18 protein-coding genes and 2 pseudogenes are annotated in these 23,455 nt (G+C 60.5%); 8 read left to right on the forward strand and 12 right to left on the reverse strand.

Features of this window, described 5'->3' with window-relative positions:
* Positions 1 to 33: 33 nt before the first annotated feature.
* Both ALTERO38_RS18005 and ALTERO38_RS18010 read right to left on the reverse strand, forming a co-directional pair.
* Positions 34 to 492, reverse strand: a complete 459-nt coding sequence (locus ALTERO38_RS18005; RefSeq protein ID WP_159969211.1) for a hypothetical protein — start codon at positions 490 to 492, stop codon at positions 34 to 36.
* 88 nt (positions 493 to 580) lie between these two features.
* Positions 581 to 1,387 carry an HNH endonuclease gene (locus tag ALTERO38_RS18010; protein WP_159969212.1) on the reverse strand — a complete coding sequence of 269 codons (807 nt, stop codon included), beginning with the start codon at positions 1,385 to 1,387 and terminating at the stop codon, positions 581 to 583.
* 225 nt (positions 1,388 to 1,612) lie between these two features.
* Here ALTERO38_RS18010 and ALTERO38_RS18015 point away from each other — a divergent pair, with 225 nt between their 5' ends.
* Positions 1,613 to 2,266 carry a recombinase family protein gene (locus ALTERO38_RS18015; protein ID WP_159969213.1) on the forward strand — a complete coding sequence of 218 codons (654 nt, stop codon included), beginning with the start codon at positions 1,613 to 1,615 and terminating at the stop codon, positions 2,264 to 2,266.
* On the opposite strand, the gene ALTERO38_RS18020 is transcribed toward ALTERO38_RS18015, so the two are convergent.
* The gene (locus ALTERO38_RS18020) at positions 2,211 to 3,974 is read right to left on the reverse strand and encodes a recombinase family protein (protein WP_159969214.1); all 1,764 of its coding nucleotides are present in this window, start codon (positions 3,972 to 3,974) and stop codon (positions 2,211 to 2,213) included. The genes ALTERO38_RS18015 and ALTERO38_RS18020 overlap by 56 nt on opposite strands.
* A 35-nt stretch (positions 3,975 to 4,009) precedes the next feature.
* On the opposite strand from ALTERO38_RS18020, the pseudogene ALTERO38_RS18025 reads away from it, so the two are divergent.
* Positions 4,010 to 4,876: pseudogene (locus ALTERO38_RS18025) on the forward strand (YifB family Mg chelatase-like AAA ATPase); the annotation flags it as partial.
* Positions 4,877 to 5,101: 225 nt separating this feature from the next.
* Positions 5,102 to 7,072, forward strand: a complete 1,971-nt coding sequence (locus ALTERO38_RS18030; protein ID WP_102837265.1) for a choline BCCT transporter BetT — start codon at positions 5,102 to 5,104, stop codon at positions 7,070 to 7,072.
* 34 nt (positions 7,073 to 7,106) lie between these two features.
* Here the strand turns inward: ALTERO38_RS18030 and ALTERO38_RS18035 are convergent, their stop codons facing one another.
* Positions 7,107 to 8,747 (reverse strand): bifunctional diguanylate cyclase/phosphodiesterase, encoded by a 1,641-nt coding sequence (locus tag ALTERO38_RS18035; RefSeq protein WP_159969730.1) that lies wholly within the window; start codon positions 8,745 to 8,747, stop codon positions 7,107 to 7,109.
* A gap of 263 nt (positions 8,748 to 9,010) precedes the next feature.
* On the opposite strand from ALTERO38_RS18035, the gene rep reads away from it, so the two are divergent.
* The gene (rep, locus tag ALTERO38_RS18040) at positions 9,011 to 11,020 is read left to right on the forward strand and encodes a DNA helicase Rep (RefSeq protein ID WP_159969215.1); all 2,010 of its coding nucleotides are present in this window, start codon (positions 9,011 to 9,013) and stop codon (positions 11,018 to 11,020) included.
* Between the two features lie 115 nt (positions 11,021 to 11,135).
* Here rep and ALTERO38_RS18045 read toward each other — a convergent pair whose 3' ends face one another.
* From ALTERO38_RS18045 to gap, 5 genes are all read right to left on the reverse strand, one after another.
* A complete protein-coding gene (locus ALTERO38_RS18045; RefSeq protein ID WP_159969216.1) occupies positions 11,136 to 11,900 on the reverse strand; it encodes an IclR family transcriptional regulator in 765 nt (254 codons plus the stop codon).
* A gap of 265 nt (positions 11,901 to 12,165) precedes the next feature.
* Positions 12,166 to 13,668, reverse strand: a complete 1,503-nt coding sequence (locus ALTERO38_RS18050; protein ID WP_159969217.1) for a CoA-acylating methylmalonate-semialdehyde dehydrogenase — start codon at positions 13,666 to 13,668, stop codon at positions 12,166 to 12,168.
* Positions 13,669 to 13,671: 3 nt separating this feature from the next.
* Entirely contained in the window at positions 13,672 to 14,838 is a 1,167-nt protein-coding gene (locus tag ALTERO38_RS18055) for an iron-containing alcohol dehydrogenase (RefSeq protein ID WP_159969218.1), read from the reverse strand.
* Between the two features lie 389 nt (positions 14,839 to 15,227).
* Positions 15,228 to 15,818, reverse strand: coding sequence for a cyclodeaminase/cyclohydrolase family protein (locus ALTERO38_RS18060; protein ID WP_159969219.1), 591 nt, complete (start codon positions 15,816 to 15,818; stop codon positions 15,228 to 15,230).
* A 10-nt stretch (positions 15,819 to 15,828) separates the two neighbouring features.
* On the reverse strand, positions 15,829 to 16,845 hold the full coding sequence (gene gap, locus ALTERO38_RS18065) for a type I glyceraldehyde-3-phosphate dehydrogenase (RefSeq protein ID WP_159969220.1): 1,017 nt from the start codon (positions 16,843 to 16,845) through the stop codon (positions 15,829 to 15,831).
* A gap of 176 nt (positions 16,846 to 17,021) precedes the next feature.
* Between gap and ALTERO38_RS18070 the strand changes: the two genes are divergently transcribed.
* The 4 genes and pseudogenes from ALTERO38_RS18070 (at position 17,022) to ALTERO38_RS18085 (ending at position 21,537) form a co-directional block, all read left to right on the forward strand.
* Positions 17,022 to 18,557 carry an alpha-amylase family glycosyl hydrolase gene (locus ALTERO38_RS18070; RefSeq protein ID WP_159969221.1) on the forward strand — a complete coding sequence of 512 codons (1,536 nt, stop codon included), beginning with the start codon at positions 17,022 to 17,024 and terminating at the stop codon, positions 18,555 to 18,557.
* Positions 18,558 to 18,559: 2 nt separating this feature from the next.
* Complete coding sequence (locus tag ALTERO38_RS18075; RefSeq protein ID WP_159969222.1) at positions 18,560 to 20,179, forward strand: alpha-amylase family protein; 1,620 nt, start codon at positions 18,560 to 18,562, stop codon at positions 20,177 to 20,179.
* 4 nt (positions 20,180 to 20,183) lie between these two features.
* Positions 20,184 to 20,774 (forward strand): annotated as a pseudogene (locus tag ALTERO38_RS18080) (DUF1080 domain-containing protein).
* Positions 20,775 to 20,964: 190 nt separating this feature from the next.
* The gene (locus ALTERO38_RS18085) at positions 20,965 to 21,537 is read left to right on the forward strand and encodes a xanthine phosphoribosyltransferase (protein ID WP_159969223.1); all 573 of its coding nucleotides are present in this window, start codon (positions 20,965 to 20,967) and stop codon (positions 21,535 to 21,537) included.
* 24 nt (positions 21,538 to 21,561) lie between these two features.
* Here the strand turns inward: ALTERO38_RS18085 and ALTERO38_RS18090 are convergent, their stop codons facing one another.
* The 3 genes from ALTERO38_RS18090 to ALTERO38_RS18100 all read right to left on the reverse strand — a co-directional run bounded on the left by ALTERO38_RS18090 (position 21,562) and on the right by ALTERO38_RS18100 (position 23,359).
* Positions 21,562 to 22,080 (reverse strand): cupin domain-containing protein, encoded by a 519-nt coding sequence (locus ALTERO38_RS18090; RefSeq protein WP_159969224.1) that lies wholly within the window; start codon positions 22,078 to 22,080, stop codon positions 21,562 to 21,564.
* A gap of 143 nt (positions 22,081 to 22,223) precedes the next feature.
* Positions 22,224 to 22,646 (reverse strand): cytochrome c5 family protein, encoded by a 423-nt coding sequence (locus tag ALTERO38_RS18095; RefSeq protein ID WP_045431069.1) that lies wholly within the window; start codon positions 22,644 to 22,646, stop codon positions 22,224 to 22,226.
* A 164-nt stretch (positions 22,647 to 22,810) separates the two neighbouring features.
* The gene (locus ALTERO38_RS18100; protein WP_102837724.1) at positions 22,811 to 23,359 is read right to left on the reverse strand and encodes a cupin domain-containing protein; all 549 of its coding nucleotides are present in this window, start codon (positions 23,357 to 23,359) and stop codon (positions 22,811 to 22,813) included.
* Positions 23,360 to 23,455: the final 96 nt, after the last annotated feature.

A 23,455-nucleotide genomic window follows, 5' to 3' on the forward strand; every position in this document is an offset into this window, starting at 1 on the left:
TAGGGTGCTTAAGCGCACCCTATACACCTCTGCTTATTGAACCAGCGGCATGCCGTTACGCTTATTCAGCTGCTGTGACTGCTTGATAATATCAAAACCTGCTTCGCCCACCAGATTATTGGGTAGCACGAAAAGCTCTTTCCCATCAGCGCGAATTTTCGCCACAGTGTAAACTGATGGTTCTTTCCGTGCAGACCCACTTATCTGTGCCATCCGCAAAGCATTTACGTAGACTGTTTGGGGAGGAAGTAGCGTACATGCCCCGCGCTTAACCAGCGCCTCCCACGCGGCCCCCACTGCTGCCTGATCTTCAGTATTAGCCGCTACCTGGAACATTTCGAAAAAGTCCGTAGCCGATGAGCAAACTGGGGCTTTGTTTACCATATCCCTGGCAGGCCCGTATTCAATATCGCCGGTTAAGCTGGTAATTTCCGCATGGACTGCAGTTGACGCCAGCACGACAGACAAGGCGAAATATTTCCCTATGCTCATAACTACTCCATTAAAGGCTTTGGATGCTCAGTGATGATGCCGTATTGACATCAACGCATCAACTGCCTGTCAATATCTCCATACCTACCTATTCATCAGCCTTAGCACAAACCCATTTCCCACGAACAATCCCTTTCAACTCATCGACACTAAGCGTCCGATCACGCCTGCGATGAACCACTGCATGGCAATTTGCACAGAGGGTCACCAGGTCAGTTTCAGGATTCACGACTCTGGGCGCCTCGAATTCAGAAATGGGCTGCGTGTGATGGACGTGGATATAGCCCTTAGCGTACTCGCCGTACGCCTTCCCGAAGTCAAAGCCGCACGCCTTGCAAGCTAAACCGTGAATCGCAATTGCCTGGAGACGCAGCTTGGGGTCACGTTCGTAGCGAATTCCGTAGTAGGTCGATGGATTGCCCTCGGTGCGGGACTCGAAGCCCCATGTGGCTTCATTGCCACCGCTTTCGGTGGCCTGCGATGGCTTAATCTCGGCCTTAGCCATGATGCTATCGAAGGTGTGCTGTCCAATCTCACGAACCCCGCTACGCCAGTAGTTACTAGACCTCGATGGCGGTATGGATTCGAGGTAGCCAGACCCTTCCTTTGCCAGAACTGCCTGCTCAAATTGCTGGAAACTCTCGATCAACGCAAAAAGATCACCTTTCGAGCTTTTCGGGTCGGGGTAAACCTTGCCAATACGTGCAGCACCAAAGTAGTGCGGTTGAGCGCTGAGCCGCTGATCAGCGAAGGACTTATCTGTCATCCTGCCTTTGTAGTAGATCACCTGCACCCCAGGCTTAAGGATGGAGCTGTATCGCTTGGGATAGTGATAAACAGCTCCGGTTTCGTCGTCCCAAATTGACACATCGTTCTCAGCGATAACGGCGGGCATATCTCCAGAGTCCTTTCATGATGATTCCCGACAGCCTATCAGGCACCAACCCGAAATCGAACCAAGCAAGAGCTGTGGGAGGGCGAAATACTCCTATCAAACCTCTATACCCTTCCGAAAGCATGCCGCACGCATATCAGTCTCTATCAGAAGAGTACATTGACCAGGCAATGTGATAGAATTATCATCTTACTATCTGCCACATAGTTATCTGATAGGACAGCCATGCACAATGCCCGCATTTACCTTCGCGCCTCAACGAAAGAACAAGACTGTCGCCGAGCCGAAAGCAAGCTTGTCAGACTTGCTGAGGAGCTTGGCTTAAATATCGTCGGTGTTTATGCCGAGAACGCTAGCGGTACGAAGCTTGACCGCCCGCATTTGGTGCGATTGCTGAACGACGCTCATCAAGGTGATGTGCTTCTTTGCGAAAGCGTAGATCGGCTGTCGCGCCTCTCCACAGAAGAATGGAAGCAGTTGAGAACAACAATCGAGCAGCGCGATATTAAGCTGGTCGTGGCAGACTTGCCGACAACTCACATGCTAGCTTCAACAACAGATATCACATCTCAAGTTATGTCAGTTGTGAATTCGATGCTGCTTGACTTAATGGCCACCATGTCTCGCCTTGACCAAGACAAACGTGTAGAGCGCATAAAAGAAGGGATTGAACGCCGAAAAGCACGCGGAGAAGCAATTCCTAAACGGGGGAAGAATCAAGCGATTTGGCAAGCTGTCGAAACTGCGCAGCGTAAATTCCCTCGCGCATCGGCTGCGGAAATTGCTCGTCTAGCTGGCTGCGGAGTGGCTACGGTGTATCGCGTTAGGTCCGCTCTTTCTGAGAACCAAGACCAAAAGACTCTAGCAACTTCTCTTTAATTTCGGCATCTAACGGAATCTTCGCTAGACGATCAACTCCCTGGGCTTCCACTTTCAGCGCAGCTTCAGGGCTCACCTTATTCAATACCTCGAAAAGCCGCTCTTTACTATACGGGACAGCTAACGATGTAACATCCTCTTGATTGATCACCGCCTTCAGAGATTCAATACCCAAAGGAATATAAATCGGAGCATTCGCCATAACCTTCAATATGCCAAATTGCGGCATCTCCTTGCGGATAGCAACAAACATAATCTCCTTAGAGTCATTTTTAATAGCCACCTTAATATCGAGCCGCTGAAGATACAAGTTAGCCGCATAACGCCCCTCATACGACATTACGTCGAGCCTATCAAAAAACTCGCCCTTATCAATAACCTCTTGCATAGAGCTACTAATTTTTTCCTCTTCCAGCAACGATTTTAAATCATCTAACTCGGATTCCTTTTTTTGAATCAAAGTAGCAAGCATTACAGAAGGCGCTTCTTCCACTAAAGAAACTAGCTCGGCTAATTTTTTCTCTGCGGCCACTATACGCCCTTTCGTTTCTGCTAGTTTCTGGTCTTTTTGTTTTCTAGTATCTTCAACCAATGAGCTACTATTGAGCTTAGCAAGTATCTCTTTAAACATTTCTTCCGCATAATCCAGTCGCACACTTCTGTTATCGCACTTCCCCTTCACCCCTGCTGAACACCTGAGATAACGACCCCCTTTAGGGCTAGGTCCTTTGTTTACCAGGTGCATTGGCGACCGGCACTTAGTACAAATGGCAACCTTAGACCAAACATTGAAATTCGCCGCTTGCTTTGTTGACTGTGTCACCGCCCGCTGTTGCCTCGCGGCACTTGCCGCATAAAAAACGTTTTCATCAACTATGGCCGGATAGTAATCTTTAACTGGCTCACCTAAAGTTACTCTGATCCCGTCGATCAAACCGGTCGGCTGATATTCCCCTATAACACTTCGATTGCTAAGTATCTTCGCAATGGAACTCTTACCCCACAAACGGGATTTGTTTCGGCTAGCCGAGCCGAATACAGGAACCTCCTCCCAATTAAACAACTTCATTATTTGAATCTGGCCATAGCCTTGAGTTGTCAACTCAAACACCCTTCGTACCACATTAGCTCGATCTTCTATTACGCAGTATCGCCCTTCCTTATATTCAAGCCAGTACGGGCAGGCTCTCCCAAGAGGTCTTTTCTCTTCCCTTGCAAGAACTTGTTTATTGCGCCAAACCTTCGCTATTCGATCGCCTTTCTGAACTGACTCAGCATTCGCCCTACCCATCTGCACGATAGAATAAACCAAACTTCCAAGATCGGGATTTTTTCGATAAACCATGGAATCACTAAGCGTCACAACCACGATATCCGCGTTGAGCAAATCTAGAAACCGTGGCAACGCAGCCGCCACATCTTCGCGGCTTATTCTATCTAGCGACTCAATTAATAAATAAGAACCTTTTTCGATTTTCCCTGAAGCTACATAATCAAGAAATAACTTTAAGTTACTAGCATCGCTGCGATTCTTTCCTTTATATGCACTTACACCTTCGTCTAGAAAGATATGACCGGCCTCTTCGACAAGATCGAGATTTTCCTTTATGGCATATTCTCGGGCCGCAGCTAATTGACGTCGCTTACTGTCTCCTCTCGCTTGCTCGGGCGTTGAGAAGCGAATGTAGCTATAGGCTTTTGGGCGCATGTCTCGAATCCGGTATGTCTTTGGGTGTATTATGGCATAACCTGCTGTTGTCAGGGCCTCCTGGTACCGGCAAGACCTTGCTGGCCAGCCGGCTACCCGGCCTGCTTCCGCCTCTGGATGAACAGGAAGCGCTGGAGGTCGCCGCGATTCAGTCTGTCGCCAGTCAGTCACCGCTGGCGCATTGGCCGCAGCGCCCTTTTCGGCAGCCCCATCACAGTGCATCAGGGCCAGCACTGGTAGGCGGCGGCAGTCGGCCCAGGCCGGGCGAAATCACCCTGGCGCATCAGGGCGTGCTATTTCTCGATGAGCTCCCCGAGTTCGACCGCAAGGTCCTTGAGGTTCTACGCGAGCCGCTGGAATCCGGCTGCATCGTCATCGCACGGGCACGCGACAAGGTGCGCTTCCCGGCACGTTTCCAGTTGGTCGCGGCGATGAACCCCTGCCCGTGCGGCTACCTGGGCGACCCGAGCGGTCGCTGCCGCTGTTCGCCGGACCAGATTCAACGCTACCGCGGCAAGCTCTCCGGGCCGCTGCTTGATCGCATTGACCTGCATCTGACGGTCGCTCGCGAAGCGACAGCGTTGAACGCACCGCTGGCAGGCAACGAAACCACCCAGCGGGTCGCCGCCCAAGTGGCCGAAGCGCGGCGCATTCAGCTCAAGCGACAGGGCTGCGCCAATGCCTTCCTCGATCTTGCCGGTCTGCGCCGTTATTGCGCATTGCAGCCCGAAGACCAGCAGTGGCTCGAGCGCGCCTGCGAGCGCCTCGGACTGTCACTACGCGCTGCACACCGAGTCCTCAAGGTCGCACGCACACTGGCAGATATTCAGCAGGCCGAATCCATCGGTCGCGCGCACCTGGCCGAGGCCTTGCAGTACCGGCCCGGCAGCCAAGCGGGTTGAACTCAGGGACCGAACCCATAGCAGGCTCAACGGTGATGAACCTGGCTCACGCAGCCGCCTGAAAAGACCAAAAAAACGCTGCACATGGCTGCATCGTGCGGTCACATCCAGGCGCCCCACCCCCAACGCCAGGGTGCGGGCCCGGTCTAAAGCTGACCGATATGTTAGATTGCGTCCTCTTCGCCACAGGCGGCCACTCCCCAATCTGTAATCAAGGAGCGCAGCATGGAGGCCAACAAGTCTTCCTCTCCCACCCTCAATCCCCCGGTGTTCTACGGTTCTGCCGTGCTCATCCTGTTGCTGGTGATCTACAGCGTCGCTACCCCGGAACACGCTCAAGGCGTGTTCAGCGACGTCCAGGCCTGGATCATCGCCAACGTCAGCTGGCTCTACATTCTTGCTGTCGCGGTCATCCTGCTGATGGTCGTGCTGCTGGCGCTCAGCCGTTATGGCGAGATCAAGCTGGGCCCTGATCACAGCGAGCCGGACTACAGCTATCTGACCTGGTTTTCGATGCTGTTCTCGGCAGGTATGGGCATCGGCCTGATGTTCTTCGGCGTGGCCGAGCCGGTCATGCATTTTCTCTCGCCTCCGGTCGGCGAAGGCGGCACCGTCGCCGCCGCACGCGAAGCCATGAAGATCACCTTCTTCCACTGGGGCCTGCATGCCTGGGCCATCTACGCCATCGTCGCGATGATCCTGGCCTACTTCAGTTTTCGCCAGGGACTGCCACTGACCCTGCGCTCAGCCCTGTATCCACTGATTGGCGAGCGCATTCATGGGCCGATTGGGCATGCGGTGGACATCTTCGCCATCATCGGTACCGTGCTGGGGGTTGCCACCTCGCTGGGGCTCGGTGTCACCCAGATCAACACTGGGTTGAATCACCTCTATGGCCTACCCATCTCCGTACCGGTGCAGATCATGCTGATCGCCGGAACGACCGTCCTGGCCACCATCTCGGTGGTCACCGGCCTGGACAAGGGCGTACGGCGACTGTCCGAGCTGAACCTGACGCTGGCCGTCCTGCTGCTGATACTGGTGCTGGTCGCCGGCCCGACCGTGTTCATCCTGCAGACCTTCGTGCAGAACACCGGTAACTACTTCTCCCAGATCGTCACCGCGACGTTCAACCTCTATGCCTACGAACCGAACGACTGGATCGGCGGCTGGACCCTGTTCTACTGGGGCTGGTGGCTGGCCTGGTCGCCCTTTGTTGGCCTGTTCATCGCGCGCATTTCGCGCGGCCGTACTATCCGTGAATTCGTCACCGGCGTGCTGCTGGTGCCGACGGCCTTCACCCTGCTGTGGATGACGGTATTCGGTGACACGGCAATTCACATGATTCTCTGGGACCATGTCACCAGTCTGGGCGAAGCCATCGAGCGCGACAGTTCACTGGCATTGTTCGCCTTCCTCGAATACTTCCCCTTCGCCTCGCTGCTGTCGCTGATCGCCATCATCATGGTGGTGGTGTTCTTCGTCACCTCGGCAGACTCCGGCGCCCTGGTGGTGGACATGCTCGCCTCCGGCGGCATGGACAAGACGCCGACCTGGCAGAGGGTGTTCTGGGCCGCTTCCATGGGCATCGTCGCAATCGCACTGCTGCTCGCCGATGGGCTGACCGCTCTGCAGACAGCGACCATTGCCAGTGCCTTGCCCTTCACCGTGGTGCTGCTCTGCGCCATGTGGGGATTGCTCAAGGCGCTGCGCGTGGATGCCACCAAGCAGGGCCTGCGCTACCAGGCAGTCAGCACTACCCCGACCGCTCCGCAGTCAGAGGGTGGCTGGCGCAGCCGGGTACAGAACATGACCCGCTATCCGCGCCGTCGCGATGTAGAACGCTTCCTCAACGAAATCGCAGCGCCCGCCTGCGCCGCTGTCGCCGAGGAGTTGCGCAAGCAGGGTTATGGGGTCGAGCTGACTACCGGCGAGGACAACCGAACCGGACTGCATATCACCCACGAAGGCGCCCCCGATTTCTTCTATCAGGTGCGTCCACGCGGCTATCCGATGCCGAGCTTCGTCGCGACCGAGGAGGAGGATGGCGATGAGCCCACCTACTTCCGCGCCGAGGTCCATCTCAAGGAAGGCGGGCAGAACTACGATGTGATGGGCTGGAGCCGAGACGGCGTGATTGGCGACATCCTCGACCAGTACGAGAAGCACATGCACTTCCTGCACATGGTTCGCTGATGCACTGCGCCGGGCTCATGCCCGGCGCTTCGTTTCAACCGCTGGCTTCGGCCGCGTATCCGCCATTGAGAAAAGAGCCGAGCTCGGCCAGGGGCAGCGGCTTGCTGATTAGATAGCCTTGCACCTGGTCTGCACCGAAGCGCCGTAATTGGCCGAGCTGCGCCGCCCCCTCCACGCCTTCAGCCACCACTTCCAATCCCAGGTTGTGCGCCAGGTCGATCATTGCGCGAACCAGCCGGCCGTTCTGGGGCCGCGCGGCCATCTGGTCAACGAAACTCTTGTCGATCTTCAGCAGGCTGATCGGCAGTCGGCTGAGGTGTACAAACGACGAGAATCCGGTTCCGAAATCATCCAGCGAGAAACGCACACCTAGCGCGGCCAAGGCGTTCATGGTGCCGCGCACCTGATCGCTGCGCCGCATCACTGCGGTTTCGGTAAGTTCGAACTCCAGCCAGTGCGGATCGACACCGCGCTCCGCGATGAGCCGCTGAAGGGTTGTCAGCAACTGGCTGTCCTGAAACTGGCGGAACGACAGGTTGACGGCCATGTGCAGCTCGCCTGCACCGCTTTCGCGCAGGCTTTGCATGTCACGCAACGCCCGTGCGATCACCCAGTAGCCGAGCGGTACGATCAAGCCGCTTTCTTCGGCCATGGGGATGAATTCGTCCGGCCCGAGCAGACCACGCTCGGCATGCGGCCAGCGCACCAGTGCCTCCATGCCTACGATGCGACCTGTATCGATGCAGAGCCGCGGCTGATAGTGCAGCTCTAGGTCATCGCGCCGCAGCGCTCGCCGCAACTCGCCTTCAAGGTCGGCAAGGTGACAGGCGCTACGGTTGACCCGCTCGTTGTAGAGATACCAGGTACAGCCTTGATTCGCTTTCGCTTGGCGCATGGCCACCTGCGCCAGCCAAAGCAGCTGATCGGGGTCTGTATCGGCCTTGGCGTGCGCCAGCCCGAGACTGCAGCCAAGCATCAGGGTATCGCCGTCAATCCAGTAGGGCTCAGCCATAGCCTCGACGATTCGGTCTGCGATCTGCTCCGCACGATGCGGCTGACGCTCTGTGTCGAGTAACAACGCAAACTCGTCGCCGCCCAGACGCGCCAGGGTGTCACCCACTTCCAGCTGCGCCTTCAAGCGCGCCACGACCTGCAGAATCAGGCGATCCCCCGCCTGATGCCCAAGGGCATCGTTGACCCGGCGAAAGTTGTCCAAATCCAGGCAACCGAACGTCAGACCTTGCCCCTCATGCTCGGCCAGGCGCGATGCGAGCAACGCCTGAAAACCCTGGCGATTGGCGATGCCGGTCAGCGGGTCCTGTACGGCCAGCCTCTGCAGCGCGCCCTCCAGGTTGCACCGTTCGCGCGCATAACGCACACAGCGCCCCACCATGTCCGTGCTCAAACGAGGGCCGGGTAGCCAGTCGATGACACCTTCCGGCAGATCCGCAGGTTCATCTTCGAGCAACAGCACGGTAGGCCAGGGAAAGTGCGCCGACGCGGGACGACAGCCCGGCGTGGCAATTAACAGGGCGTGGCTGGACTCGGCAAGCAGAGCGGTGGCGGCCGACCAGTCTTCGGCCACACTCAGCCAATGACGGCCGTGCACAGACGAAAGGGCAACCTGAAGCTCTTCGGTCCACCTGGGCACATCGGCCAGCAGAACCAGACGCATGGGTTGTGTAGACGATCTCACGGTGTTTCCCCGGTTCGAACGGAGCTGGAGGTGGCTCGCCACCTCAACGGTTACACCTCCCTGTGTGAAGCGGGGCGGCAAGCTGAGCAGCCTAAAACGGGCGCCGCGCGCATAGACTAGTGCATCGTGACGAATAACCCAGCCCTGTCGGCGACGACCGGTAGCGCCAGTGCCCGGACGTTACCAATTAGCGGGGCCAGCCCTGCTAAACTCTCGCCCCCGCTTCAACAGACCAAACGAGAATGTCCCGACTCAATCCCCGGCAGCAGGAAGCCGTGAACTACGTCGGCGGCCCCATGCTGGTGCTCGCCGGTGCCGGTTCCGGCAAAACCAGCGTGATCACTCGCAAGATCGCCTATCTGGTGCAGCAGTGCGGCATCCAGGCCCGCCACATCGTCGCCATGACCTTCACCAACAAGGCCGCACGCGAGATGAGGGAACGCGTCGGCACGCTGCTCAATGGTGCCGAGGCGCGCGGGCTGACCGTGTCCACCTTCCATAACCTGGGCATGAACATCATCCGCAAGGAATACGCGCGTCTGGGCTACAAGCCCGGCTTCTCGATCTTCGATGACGGCGACATCAAGGCGCTACTCACCGACATCATGCAGAAGGAGTATTCCGGCGATGATGGCGCCGATGAGATCAAGAACTACATCGACAGCTGGAAGAACGACCTGATCCTGCCTGACGAGGCCCTGGCCAGCGCGCGCAACCCCAAGGAGCAGACTGCCGCCATCGTCTACCTGCACTACCAGCGCACGCTCAAGGCGTACAACGCAGTGGACTTCAACGACCTGATCCTGCTGCCGGTCAAGCTCTTCCAGGAGCACGCCGACATCCTGGAGAAGTGGCAGAACCGCATCCGCTACCTGCTGGTCGACGAATACCAGGACACCAACGCCAGCCAGTATCTGCTGGTGAAACTGCTGGTCGGCATGCGCAACCAGTTCACCGTGGTCGGTGACGACGACCAGTCGATCTACGCCTGGCGCGGCGCGCGCCCGGAAAACCTGATGCTGCTCAAAGAGGACTACCCGTCCTTGAAAGTGGTGATGCTGGAGCAGAACTACCGCTCTACCAGCCGCATCCTCAAATGCGCCAACATCCTCATCGCCAACAACCCGCACGTGTTCGAGAAACAGCTTTGGTCGGACATGGGCCACGGCGACGAGATCCGCGTGATCCGCACGCGCAACGAGGACGCCGAGTGCGAGCGCGTGGCGCTGGAGATCCTTACCGAGCACCTGCGTACCCAGCGCCCCTACAGCGATTTTGCCATTCTTTATCGTGGTAACTACCAGGCCAAGCTGATGGAGCTGAAGCTTCAGCACCACCAGATTCCCTATCGCCTGTCCGGCGGCACCAGCTTCTTCGCCCGCCAGGAGGTGAAGGACCTGATGAGTTACTTCCGCCTGCTGGTGAACCCGGACGACGACAACGCCTTCCTGCGCGTGATCAACGTGCCGCGCCGCGAGATCGGCTCCACCACCCTGGAAAAGCTCGGCAACTACGCCAACGAGCGCAAGATCAGCATGTACGCCGCCGCCGACGAGATCGGCCTGGGCGAACACCTCGACGCTCGCTTCACCGAACGCCTGGCGCGCTTCAAACGTTGGATGGACCGCGTGCGCCAGGAGTGCGCGCAGAACGATCCGATCGCCGCCATTCGCAGCATGGTGATGGACATCGACTACGAGAACTGGCTACGGCAGAACGCCTCCAGCGACAAGGTGGCCGATGCACGCATGGGCAACGTCTGGTTCCTCGTCGATGCGCTGAAAAGCACGCTGGAAAAAGACGAAGACGGCGACATGACCATCGAGGACGCCATCGGCAAGCTGGTGCTGCGCGACATGCTCGAGCGCCAGCAGGAAGAGGAGGAAGGTGCCGAAGGCGTGCAGATGATGACCATGCACGCCTCCAAGGGCCTGGAATTCCCCTCGGTGTACATCATCGGCTTCGAGGAGGAGATCCTGCCGCACCGCTCCAGCATCGAGTCCGACACCATCGAAGAAGAGCGGCGCCTGGCCTACGTCGGCATCACCCGCGCCAAACGCAACCTGGCGCTGACCTTTGCCGCCAAGCGCAAGCAGTACGGCGAGGTGATCGACTGCACGCCGAGCCGCTTCCTCGACGAGCTGCCACCCGAGGATTTGGTCTGGGAAGGCCAGGAAGACGCACCGGTCGAAGTCAAAGCGGCCCGCGGCAACGATGCGCTGGCGGCGATGCGAGCGATGTTGAAGAAGTAGCGGAGCCTTCGCAGCTCAACAGACGTATGGCGGATCACGCTACATCGATCCACCGGGTGGTGCTCCACCGGCACTTCACGGTGGATGTAAGAAGCGACATCCACCCTCCGGCACCTCAACCGCTGACAATCGCCTCGAGCTCCCCGGCCGCCACACGCAGGCGCGGCACGAACGCCAGCAGCGACTCCATCGAGCAGCGAATCACCGGCGCATGGGTGAACAGGCAGGCGCTTAGTTCGCCACGGCCATCGCGCACCGGCACGGCGCAGGCGACCATGCCGTCGATGAACTCCTCCGAATCGGTGGCCAGCTCCTCTTCGCGAATCCGCACCAGATCGTCACGCAAGGCACTGAGGTCAGTCAGCGTATTGCGCGCCAGCTGCCGAATCGGCAGGCGCGGCAGAATGCGTTCGAGCTGATCATCCGGCAACGAAGCGAGATAGAGCTTGCCGCTGGCGGTGCACCAGAGCGGCGTGTGGCTGCCGATGGGCAGGTTGATTTGCAGGGGCCAGTTGGTCTGCACCCGGTCGAAATAGAGCATGTCCAAACCATCGGGCACGGACAGGCCGCAGGTTTCGCCAATCTCGTCGGACAGCTGGCGCAGGATTGCCTGACGCAAGGCCTTATGCCGACCACTGCCGAGGATATTCACCGCCGTGGCGTGCAGCCGATCGCCCGGCAGCAGGCCGCCACGCAGGCCGAACTGCAGAAAACCCTCTTTCTCCAGTGTCTGCACCAGGCGATGAGCGCTGGCCTTGGGGATGTCTAGCTTTTCGGCCAAAGCACTGGGCGTCAGCGGCTCCGTTGCGCCAGCCACGGCTTCGATGATTTCCAGCACACGGGTGATGGAAGAGCCTTTTTCGCGGGAAGTGCTGCGCATCGTCTGCCTTGTTGTTCAGAAAGTGGACCGCCATAGCGCGGAATGAGCGTATCGACGCATGTGGGCTGAACACGCTGGTGGGCTGAAGCCCACCCTACGCGCGTCTATTCATGATCCGCATCGAGAAATTCGCACCCAGGGCGGATTACCTCTGCCCGCACCATGACGATCTTCACCGCGGAAGAGGGGCGCACCTCCGCCACCCGTGCATGCCCGGTTCGGTAGGGTGGGCTTCAGCCCACCAAGACGCCCCCCCTGCAAATGCCTACTTCATCGTCGGCATCGAGAAATCCGCCCCGGCTCGGATGCCGGTCGGCCAGCGCCGGGTCACGGTCTTCATCCGGGTGAAGAAACGCACGCCGTCCGGACCGTGCATGTTCAGCGGGCCGAAGATCGAACGCTTCCAGCCACCAAAGCAGTGGAATGCCATGGGCACCGGGATCGGTACGTTGACGCCGACCATGCCAACCTTCACCTCCTCCTCGTACTGCCGTGCGGTGTCGCCATCCCGGGTGAAGATCGAAGTGCCATTGCCGAACTCGTGGTCGTTGACCAGCTTCAGCGCTTCGTCGAAGGACTTGACGCGTACGACCGCCAAGACCGGGCCGAAGATTTCCTCCTTATAGATGCGCATCTGCGGGGTGACTCGGTCGAACAGGGTCGGACCGACGTAGAAGCCGTTCTCGTAGCCCTCGACCTTCAAGCCGCGCCCGTCGCAGACCAGGGTCGCGCCCTCTTCCACGCCCAGGTCGATGTAGCCGGACACCTTCTGCTGATGCTCGCGGGTGACCAGCGGCCCCATGTGCGGTTCGGGCTCGACACCCGTGCCCGGGCCGGTGCGCATCTGGCCAATTTCGCCCTTGAGCATTTCGACCAGGTTGTCGGCCACTTCGTCGCCGACGCAGACCGCCACCGAGATGGCCATGCACCGCTCACCGGCCGAACCGTAGGCGGCGCCCATCAACGAGCTGACCACCTGCTGCGGATCAGCGTCGGGCATGATCACCATGTGGTTTTTTGCGCCGCCCAGGGCCTGGCAGCGCTTACCGTGCGCCGAGGCGGTGCTGTAGATGTACTCGGCAATCGGCGTCGAGCCGACGAAGCTGACCGACTGCACACGCTCATCGGTCAGCAGCACGTCCACCGCTTCCTTGTCGCCGTTGACGATGTTCAGCACGCCCACCGGCAGTCCGGCTTCGGCCAGCAGCTCCCCAAGCAGCATGGTCGCGCTCGGGTCTTTTTCCGACGGTTTGAGGACGAAGGTATTCCCGCAGGCGATGGCCACCGGCAGCATCCACAGAGGCACCATGGCCGGGAAGTTGAACGGGGTGATGCCGACGCAAACGCCCAGCGGCTGCATCAGCGAGTTGGAATCGATGTCGCGCCCGACGTTGGGCGAGAACTCGCCCTTGAGCAGATGTGGGATGCCGCAGGCGAACTCCACCACTTCTAGACCGCGCGTGACTTCGCCCTGAGCGTCTGAAAAAACCTTGCCGTGCTCCAGAGAGATCAGCCGGGCAACATCATCGCGACGCGCTTCAAGCAGCGCCTTGAAGCGGAACATGACGCGGGCACGCACCAGCGGCGGCGTCTTCGACCAGCCTTCAAAAGCAGCCTGGGCCGCGCCGATGGCCTCGCGGGTTTCATCCGCCGAGGACAACGACACGTACAGGCGCGGCTCGCCGGTCGCCGGGTTGTAGACGGTCGCGTGGCGTTCGGAGCGGCCAGCGACGGCCTCGTTGTTGATCAGGTTGCCGAGGGTCTGCATGGGTCACTCCTGGTTCCAGACGGTTTCGTAGAGGTCGATGATTTCCGCTTCGGTTGGCACACGCGGGTTGTTGCCGGGCGAGCCCGAAGCCAGCGCCTGCTTGGCCATGGTTTCGCGCAGTTCGAAAAAGCGCTCGCGGGTAATGCCGAACTGCTCGGGGCTGGGCACCTGCAGCTCCTTGTTGATTGCGCGCAGCTCGGTCAGCAGCTTTTCATTGGCCGCTTCGACGCTGTCGGTCTGCGCCGCCACGCCCATGGCGCGGGCACAGTCGGCATAGCGTTCAGGCGCGGCGGGAATGGAAAACGCGGTGATCGCCGGCAGCAGCATGGCGTTGGACAGTCCGTGTGGCACATGGAAAAACGCACCGATGGGTCGGCTCATGCCATGCACCAGCGCCACCGAAGCGTTGGAGAATGCGATGCCCGCCAGTGTCGCGCCGAGCATCATCGCCTCACGGGCCTGGCGGTTGCCGGGCTCGTAGAACGCCGGTCGCAAGTTCGGCGCCAGCAGACGCATGGCCTCAAGCGCCTGGGAATCGCTGTAGAGACTGGCCTTGCGGCTGACGTAGGCCTCGATGGCATGGGTCAGCGCATCGATGCCGGTATCAGCGGTCACCCGTGGCGGTAGCGAGAGGGTCAGCTCAAAGTCGATCAGCGCGGCCACCGGCATGAAGCCAAGGCCGGCGCAGAGCATTTTCTCATCGCTGGTTTCGTCGGTGATGATGGTGAAGCGCGTGGCTTCCGAGCCAGTGCCCGCCGTAGTGGGAATGGCAATCAGCGGCAGGCCCGCTTCACTGACATCGCGTGGGAATCGGTAATCACGCATCTCGCCGCCGAACTTGCCAAGGATGCCGATGGCCTTGGCCGAGTCGATCGGGCTGCCGCCACCGAGGGCGATGATCGAGTCGTAGCTGCCCGCACGCACCATCTCGACGCCAGCTCGGATTGACGCGGCGGTCGGCTCAGGCAGGGTGTCGGCGAAGCAGTCGCTGGGGATATCGGCCTTGGCCAGGGTTTCGCTGATCCGCGCGACATAGCCCAACTCGACCATCATCCGGTCGGTGACGATCAGCGGCCGCTTGCAGCCGAGGTTCTGGAGTACGGAAACAATCTGCTGACTGGCGCCGGCGCCGACTTCCATCAGGCGCGGCAGGACGATGCGATGGCTCATGGTGTTCTCCGGGGGGCGGTCACGGGACGTACTACACCGGCGATAGCGCCGAACGAAGCCCGAGATGACGCGGGTCTCGATTGTTATGTTGAGACAGTTCGTCTCACTTGGCTCTGAGACTAGAAACAACCCACGCAGCCGTCAACCTAAAACGAGACGTTTTTTCTCGTTTTAGATCACCATGCGTTTTGTCGAAGCAGGCTATGGGCTTTGGGTTGGTTAGCCAGCAAGCTGGCTCCCTGCCCAAGCGAGCCGGCAGCGGTCTTGATAACCAAAACGGCCATCGGCTCGTAGGAGCGAGCTTGCTCGCGAATATTAGGCAAACTCCAAACACCAAGCGCGACGGACGAGCAGAAGCCGCTGAGCTTCCAAGACGGCTTGGGGAACCGCTACCTGCCGGGATCGGCCAGCCGCCGCAGCAAATCGTCGCCTTCGCTCTGCAGGCGTCGGCGTGTCTGCCCGGCCTGTTCACGTGTCGCTCCGCTGTCGAGGCTCGGCATATCAGCATCGACGTTGATCAGCGCCGCGCTGAGCCCCGCATGAATCAGCACGGCCCCTGCCTGAACATCGCTTTGCACGTTCGGGTCGGTAAGCGGCCAGGCATCGACGGCAAGTTCGAGCGCCTCCAGGCAGCAATGCGCCAGGGCCAGCGGCACTGCACAGGCCTGACGCGCCGCCGCCTGCTTGTCCTCGACTTCGCCTTCACGGGCAGCGCTCAGGTAGTCACTGAACGCCTGCATGTCGTCGTCGGCAAAGGCTCCCGGTCGGCCCAGCAGCGCTTCAGCGGCCTGTAGCGCTTGCAGGCGCGCCGGGTTGGCACCGTGCGCCTCACTGATGCGCAGCCCCTTCACCACCAGCGCCAAGCCGATATCGGCGGTGACAGCGGCGGCCGCACCGCAACCGGGCGTCGGCCTGTCAGCCGCCGCCGCGGCGCGAAAGTCTGCCAATGGTTGCGCCCAGATGCCCTCGCCTCTGCTCATGCGTCTACCTTCAGCTAGCCTGCGCCTTGCCGTCGCCCCAGTGCAGCAGCACATCGAGCATGCGGTTGGAGAATGCCCATTCGTTGTCGTACCAGGCCAGCACCTTGACCAGATCACCCTGCACGCGGGTATGGCTGAGGTCGGCCACGCACGAGGTCGGATGGCCAAAGAAGTCGCGGGATACCAGCGGCAGGTCGTTGCACTCCATAACCCCGAGCGGCATCTTCTGCGCACCGTCGCGCAAGATCTGGTTGATCGCCTCGACGCTGCCCGGTGCACGTTCGGCAGTGAAGGTCAGGTCGACCAGCGACACATTGGGCGTTGGCACCCGCACCGCCAGGCCGTCCAGCCGTCCGGCCAGTTCGGGCAGCACCAGACCGATGGCCTTCGCCGCGCCGGTGGTCGAGGGAATCATCGACTCCGCGGCCGCACGGGCGCGGTAGAGATCCTTGTGCGCCTTGTCCAGCAGGCTCTGGTCGTTGGTGTAGGAGTGCACCGTGTTGAGCAGGCCCTGGCGGATGCCCACCGCTTCGTGCAGCACCTTCGCCATCGGTGCCAGGCAGTTGGTGGTGCAGGAGGCATTGGAGATCACCTTTTGGTCGCCCAACAGCTCGTGATTGACGCCGTAGACCACCGTGAGGTCTGCGCCATCGAGCGGGTGCGAGGCAAACACCCGCTGCGCACCCGCCTGCAAATGCTGGTCGATCAGGTCTCGCTTCTTGAACTTGCCGGAGCATTCCAGCACAACGTCAACGCCCAGCTGCTTCCAAGGTAGCTGCGTAGGGTCCCGCTCCTGCAGTAGGCGGATCGACTGGCCGCGGATCTGCATCACGTCATCGCGCAGATCGACCTGGCCGTGGAACCTTCCAAAGGTGGTATCGAAGCGCGTCAGGTGGGCCATGGCCGACCGCTCGCTGAGGTCATTGATCGCTTCGATGTGGATCTGATTTTCCAGATTTCGCTCGAACAGGGCTCGCAGTACAGCTCGGCCGATACGGCCATAACCGTTGATAGCAATACGCAACATGGCGGTCTCCTGGTGTCGTTGAGGCTGGTGAAGGTTAGTCGGAGTATCCTGGGTCGCGTTCAGTACCGTCCGACGGAGATCAACGAATAGGGGAAACCGGAGCACCGCTCGTCAGTCGTAACTCTCACAGGTCCGTTGCGCCGGGCTTGCCGCACACCGGAAAAGGGCTACGAGCAATGAGCGAGTCACCCCAGGCACCCTGGTGGAAAGGCGCCACCATCTACCAGATCTACCCGCGTTCCTTCGCCGACAGCAACGGCGACGGCATCGGTGACCTCAACGGCGTGCTGCGCCATCTCGATCACCTGCAACAGCTGGGCGTCGACGCCCTGTGGCTGTCACCGATCTTCCGTTCGCCGATGGCCGATGCCGGCTACGACATCAGTGACTACTGCGATATCGACCCGCTGTTTGGCTCGCTGGCCGACATCGACCGGCTGATCGCCGAAGCACATGCCCGCGGCATTCGCGTGCTGCTGGACTTTGTGCCCAATCACACCTCAGATGAGCACCCCTGGTTCGTCGAGTCGCGCAGCTCGCGGGACAACCCCAAGCGCGACTGGTACATCTGGCGCGATCAGCCAAACAACTGGCGTGCCGCGCTGGGTGCCGGCAGCGCCTGGACCTGGGACGAGCACACCCAGCAGTACTACCTGCACCTGTTTCTGGCCAAGCAACCGGACCTCAACTGGCGCAACCCGGAGGTGGTCGAGGCCATGCACAACGTGCTGCGCTTCTGGCTCGATCGCGGCGTCGATGGCTTTCGCATCGATGTCATTCACTGCACGGGCAAGGATCCGAGCTTCGCCGATGACCCGCGCTGCCAGGCCGGTCAGCCACTGTCGGATTTCAACGACCAGCCCTACAGCCATGAAGTCCTGCGTGGCCTGCGCCGGCTGGTCGACAGCTATGCCGGCGACCGCATGCTTGTGGGCGAGGTGAATATCCGCTCGACCGAGCGCGTGCTGCAGTACTACGGCGCCGGTGACGAGCTGCACCTGGCCTTCAACTTCAACCCGCTCGACGCGCCTTGGGACCCGGTGCTGTTTCGCACCTGCATCCGTGAGGTCGAACACTGGCTGCAACCGTCCGGGGCCTGGCCGACCTGGGTCCTGTCCAACCACGACAACGTGCGCCAGCGCAGCCGCTACAGGGGTTCCGAGCAGGCCGCCCGCGCCGCGGCGGTGCTGCTGCTGACGCTGCGCGGCACACCGTTCATTTATCAGGGCGAGGAATTGGGGCTGGAGGATGCGCTGATCACCGCCGACACCCGCGTCGATCCGGGCGGCCGGGATGGCTGCCGTGCGCCCATTCCCTGGCAAGCGGAGCCACCGCACGGCTGGAGCGGCGCCGAGCCATGGCTACCTTTCTCACCCGAAGCTGACGAGCTCGCTGCAGAACGCCAGACCGGTGCTGCCAATTCAGTGTTCGCGCTCTACCAACGCCTGCTGGCGGCACGCAAGGCCAGCCCGGCGCTGCATCACGGCAGTTTCGAAGAGCTACCGTCACATCCTGAAGTGCTGGTCTATCGCAGACAGCTCGGCAATGACTGTCGGCTGGTCTGCATCAATTTCGCCGAACACTCCCACGCTTACCCGCATGCCGGTGCCTGGCAAGTAGAAGTTGCCAGCGATGGGGTCGGCGAAGGCGAGCCCAATAGCGGAACCTTGAACTCGCTGCAGGCGGTCATCCTGCGCCCTACGGAGGGTTGAGCATGCGTCCACTCTGGTATCGCAACGCGGTGATCTATCAGGTCGATCCCGCTCTGTTCCGCGACAGCAACGGCGATGGCTGCGGTGATCTGAAAGGCATCACCGAACGCCTGGACTACATCCGCGGCCTGGGTGCCACCGCGGTCTGGATCATGCCCTGCTATGCCTCGCCGTTTCTCGACGCCGGCTACGACGTCACCGACCACCTGCAGATTGCGCCCCAATTCGGGGATCTCGCCGACATGGTCGCGCTGCTGGAAAAAGCCGAGGAGCTGGGCCTGCACGTGATTGTCGAATTGCTGGTGCAACACACCTCCAGCGAGCACAAATGGTTCCAGGAGGCGCGCCGAGATCGCGACTCACCCTACCGCGACTACTACATCTGGGCGGACGAGCCCGACGACTCAATGGCGCCGATCTTTCCGACCGTCGAGGACAGTATCTGGACCTGGGACGAGGAAGCCGGTCAGTACTATCGACATCTGTTCTACAAGCACGAGCCGGACCTGGACCTGGCCAACCCGCGGGTGATCCACGAGATCGAACGGATCATGTCGTTCTGGCTGCGCCTGGGCGTCTCCGGCTTCCGTATCGACGCCGCGGTGCACATGGTGCGCCAGGCCGGCGGCGGCGATCTCAAAAAGGGTTACTGGCTGCTCGAACACATGCGCGATTTCGTCACCATGCGCCGGCCGGAGACGGTACTGCTCGGTGAGATCGACACCGACCCGGAAAAGTACGTGGAGTACTTTGGCGACGAGGCCGACCGCGTCACCCTGTTGCTGGATTTCTGGACCAACAACCACCTGTTCCTGGCCCTCGCGCGGCAGCAAGCCGAACCGCTGACCCGCGCGCTGAATAGCCAACCGCTGCCGCCCAGCCATTCACAATACGCGTTGTGGATTCGCAACCACGACGAGCTGAGCCTGGATCGCCTGGAAGAAAACGAGCGCAATGAAGTGATGGACACCTTCGCGCCCGACCCGAAGATGCGCGCCTACAATCGCGGCATCCGCCGGCGCCTTGCGCCCATGCTCGACGGCGACGAGCGTCGCATCGCGGCCACCCACGCGCTGCTGTTCTCGCTGCCCGGCACGCCGATCATCCGCTACGGAGAAGAGATCGGCATGGGCGACGACATGGAGCGTCCCGAACGCCAGGCCGTAAGAACCCCCATGCAATGGTCCAACGAGCCCAACGCCGGTTTTTCCTGCACCACGGGTGAACTGGCGGCGCCGCTGATTGATGAAGGTCCGTTCAGCTTCGAGAAGGTCAACGTCTTCGCCCAAACCCTGCGCAGTGACTCATTGATGGCCCGCACCGGCAACATGATCCGCACGCGCATTGGCCTGCGCGAGATCGGCATCGGCAAACGCTCTACCGTCGAGGTCGACGACCCGGCGGTGTTTGCCATTCGCCATGACAACGGCTCGACGGTGCTTATGCTGGTCAACCTGGCGGATCAGGAAACGACGGTGACTATCGAAGCCGATGACCTGCAAGACATGGTCGACGTGCTCGCCGATTACGACTATGACCAGCCCGAAGGCTCGCCGCTAAAGATTCAACTCGGCCCGTATGGCTACCGTTGGCTGCGGCGTAAACAGCAACTGTTCGGATAAGCACATGATCGAGCGACTCGACGCGTCTCAGTGGCGCGCCTGGCACGGCGACGAATTTCCCATTGATTGCTGGCGCGCAGCGGGCGACGAACTTCAGGCCATCGCAGGCACGCGCCGGGTCGACCTGATTTCACGAGAGCGCTACCGCGACTTTGTGCTACGTCTGGAGTTTGCCTTGCCAGTAGCCGGCAATTCCGGGCTGTTCTGTCGCGTCGAAGAAGAGGCGCAACTGAGCTGGCACAGCGGTCCGGAGATGCAATTGCTCGACGACCGAGGCCATCCCGATGGCCGCGAGCCGAGGACACGCAACGGTGCGCTGTACGGGTTACTGCGGCCTGAGCTGGAGACGCCGATCGAACCCGAGCAGTTCATCGAGGCCGCCTTGAGTGTGCGCGACGGCGAGGTTTAGCACTGGCTGGACGGGCGACGCGTATTGCGCTATCGCCTCGATGATCCGACCTTGCATAAGCACATCGCCAACAGCAAATTCAGCGGCTATCCGCGCTTTGCCCAGGCTGCCGAAGGACACCTGGCGCTGCAACACCACGGCGAAGCGGCGCGCTTTCGCCGCCTGTCGATCGAAATAGCGGACTGAACGGTCCACTTGGACCCGCGCACCGAAATGAGCGAGAATGCGCGGCTTTCCAGGCCGCGGTAAGCCGTGATGAACGGACGCTGGATCGAAACGAGCTGGGCGCTCGCCTCCATGGCGCAGCGCCCAACTGGTTTTCAGCGCCCCGATTCATCAGGCAAACCCGGCCGCTCACGCTTGAGGTAGCGCGTTCGTGGAACAGCTGAAACAGAAGATCCGCAATGAAGGCATCGTACTTTCCGACCGTGTACTCAAGGTCGATGCTTTCCTGAACCATCAGATCGACCCCGTGCTGATGCAGCAGATCGGCCAGGAATTCGCGCGCCGGTTCCGCGACGAGAAGATCACCAAGATCGTCACCATCGAAGCCTCGGGCATCGCGCCGGCGATCATGGCAGGCCTGGAGCTGGGCGTACCGGTCATCTTTGCCCGCAAGCATCAGTCCCTGACTCTGACCGATCACCTGCTGACCGCCTCGGTGTACTCCTTTACCAAGCAGGTCAAGAGCACCATCGCAATCTCCACCAATCACCTGTCGCCCAACGACCGGGTGCTGGTCATCGACGACTTTCTCGCCAACGGCAAAGCGGCCAAGGGTCTGATTTCGATCATTCAGCAGGCGGGCGCGAGCATCGCCGGGCTTGGCATCGTCATCGAGAAGTCGTTTCAGGCGGGCCGTCAGGAACTCGAAGAAGCGGGCTTCCGCGTCGAGTCCCTGGCTCGCGTGGCGGCCCTCAGCGACGGTCAGGTGGTATTCGTCGAGTAAGCGCCGAGCGCTGCTGCCTGCGGCTTACTCTTTGCGCCACAGATCAACCAGCGCGCCCTGCGTGCCAGCCACCGGATCGCTTACCGGTACGCTGACCCGCTGAGCGCGCGCTTGCGCCTCGTCATGACTGCCTTCATCCGGCCGCAGCAGGTCGTATTGCTGCTCTAGCGGGTAACCGCCGACCACTTCGAAATCATCACTGGCGCTGAGCTGGCAATGGCCGGTCCCGGCTGGCAGCACCAGCGCATCGCCCGCACGCACCTCGACTTCCTGCCCCTGTTCGCCGCCGAGCTTCAACCGCGCCGAACCACAGGAAACGCCAAGCACCTCGTGCGCGGTGGAATGGTAGTGATGGTAGTCATACACGCCGGCACGCCATTGGGCGGGCCACAGATGACTGTTGAACAGATTTTCGAACGCGCCGGCGTAGTCATTTCCGGCTAGCGGCAACTGCCGGTACACCAGCACCGGATGCGAGCTGTTTGGCGTACGACCGTCACTGGAAAAGTGCAGTTGTTCGGGTTGCGGGGCGGAGCTGGGCATGGGCACCTCATCTGCTTGCCTAGACCAGCAATCGCCTTGGCCCAGGGAACGGGTTTCAAGTTTCGACCCGCTGCGGCGCCGCTTTTCTCCCCTCCAGACACGACAAAGCCGCCCGGAGGCGGCTCGATCTGACCGGCTGAAGCTTAGAGGCCGGACATCTGCTTGATTGCAGCCATCAGCTCGTCATCCGAGCAGCTGGCGCAAGTGCCTTTCGGCGGCATGGCGTTGATACCGGTGATGGCGTTGGCCAACAGCGCATCCAGACCGCCCTTCTCATCAGCACGCGCTTGCCAGGCCGCCGTATCGCCGACCTTTGGCGAGTTCAGCAGACCGGTGCCGTGGCAGGCGTTGCAGAACTTGCCGACCACTTCTTCACCGCTCAGCGCGCCGCCACCAGCGGCAGCAGCTGCCGGACCGGCCGCTGCGCACTCTTCACCTTGAATACAAACCTCGCCCACCGGCTTGAGGCGCTCGGCGATGTCGTCGTTGGTCGCAGCCTGAGCGCTCACTGCCCACAAGGCCAGTACGGCAGTCTGTGCTACCAGGATCTTCTTAATCAGGTTCACCTTATACCCTCATGTGGCTAGACACGCCCGCGGCCACGGTATCGCGAGCGGCGGTCAGTATAACGGCAAGCCATGCCCGCCGAAACAATACGAAAGGCCCTGTCATCCCCAGCGACGCTTTGTCGCACAGATCGACTGAACGAGGAATGGACCAGCGGTACCGGCTAGAAGTTGGCCGGCGTGGTGGCACTGATCAGCTTTGCCGGCGCGTCAAACGGGTTATGGAAGCGATGCGGCTTGCTGCTCTCGAAGTAATAGCTGTCGCCTGTTTCCAGCAAATAGGTCTGGCCGCTCACCGTCAGCTCCAGGCGACCCTCGACCAACATGCCTGCTTCTTCGCCCTGGTGCGCCAGCATGTCGGTGCCAGTATCGGCGCCAGGCGGATAGGTTTCGGCAAGAAAGGCGATCGCGCGCCCCGGATGTGCCTTGCCCACAAGCCTCATGCTGATAGCGCCGTCGGAAATATCGATCAGCTCCCCAGCCTTGTAGACCACCTGGGTATCACTGTCCTGCTCAAAATCAGGGGAGAAAAACTCGACCAGCGACATCGGGATGCCGCTCAGCACCTTCTTCAGCGAACTGATCGACGGGCTGACGCTGTTTTTCTCGATCATGGAAATCGTGCTGTTGGTAACGCCCGCACGTTTGGCGAGCTCACGCTGGGACAAACCCTTGAGCTTGCGGATGGTTTGCAGTCGAACACCGACGTCCAATACGGGAGCCCCCAATAAGAGCGAATGCTGAGGGCGCTATGATGGCGAGGGCGTTCAGTATTTTCAACACAACGGGACGAAATGACAGATCCTGCC

Origin of the sequence: Pseudomonas sp. 9Ag, assembly GCF_902506445.1 — a bacterium.
Taxonomy (GTDB): Bacteria; Pseudomonadota; Gammaproteobacteria; order Pseudomonadales; family Pseudomonadaceae; genus Stutzerimonas; species Stutzerimonas stutzeri_AB.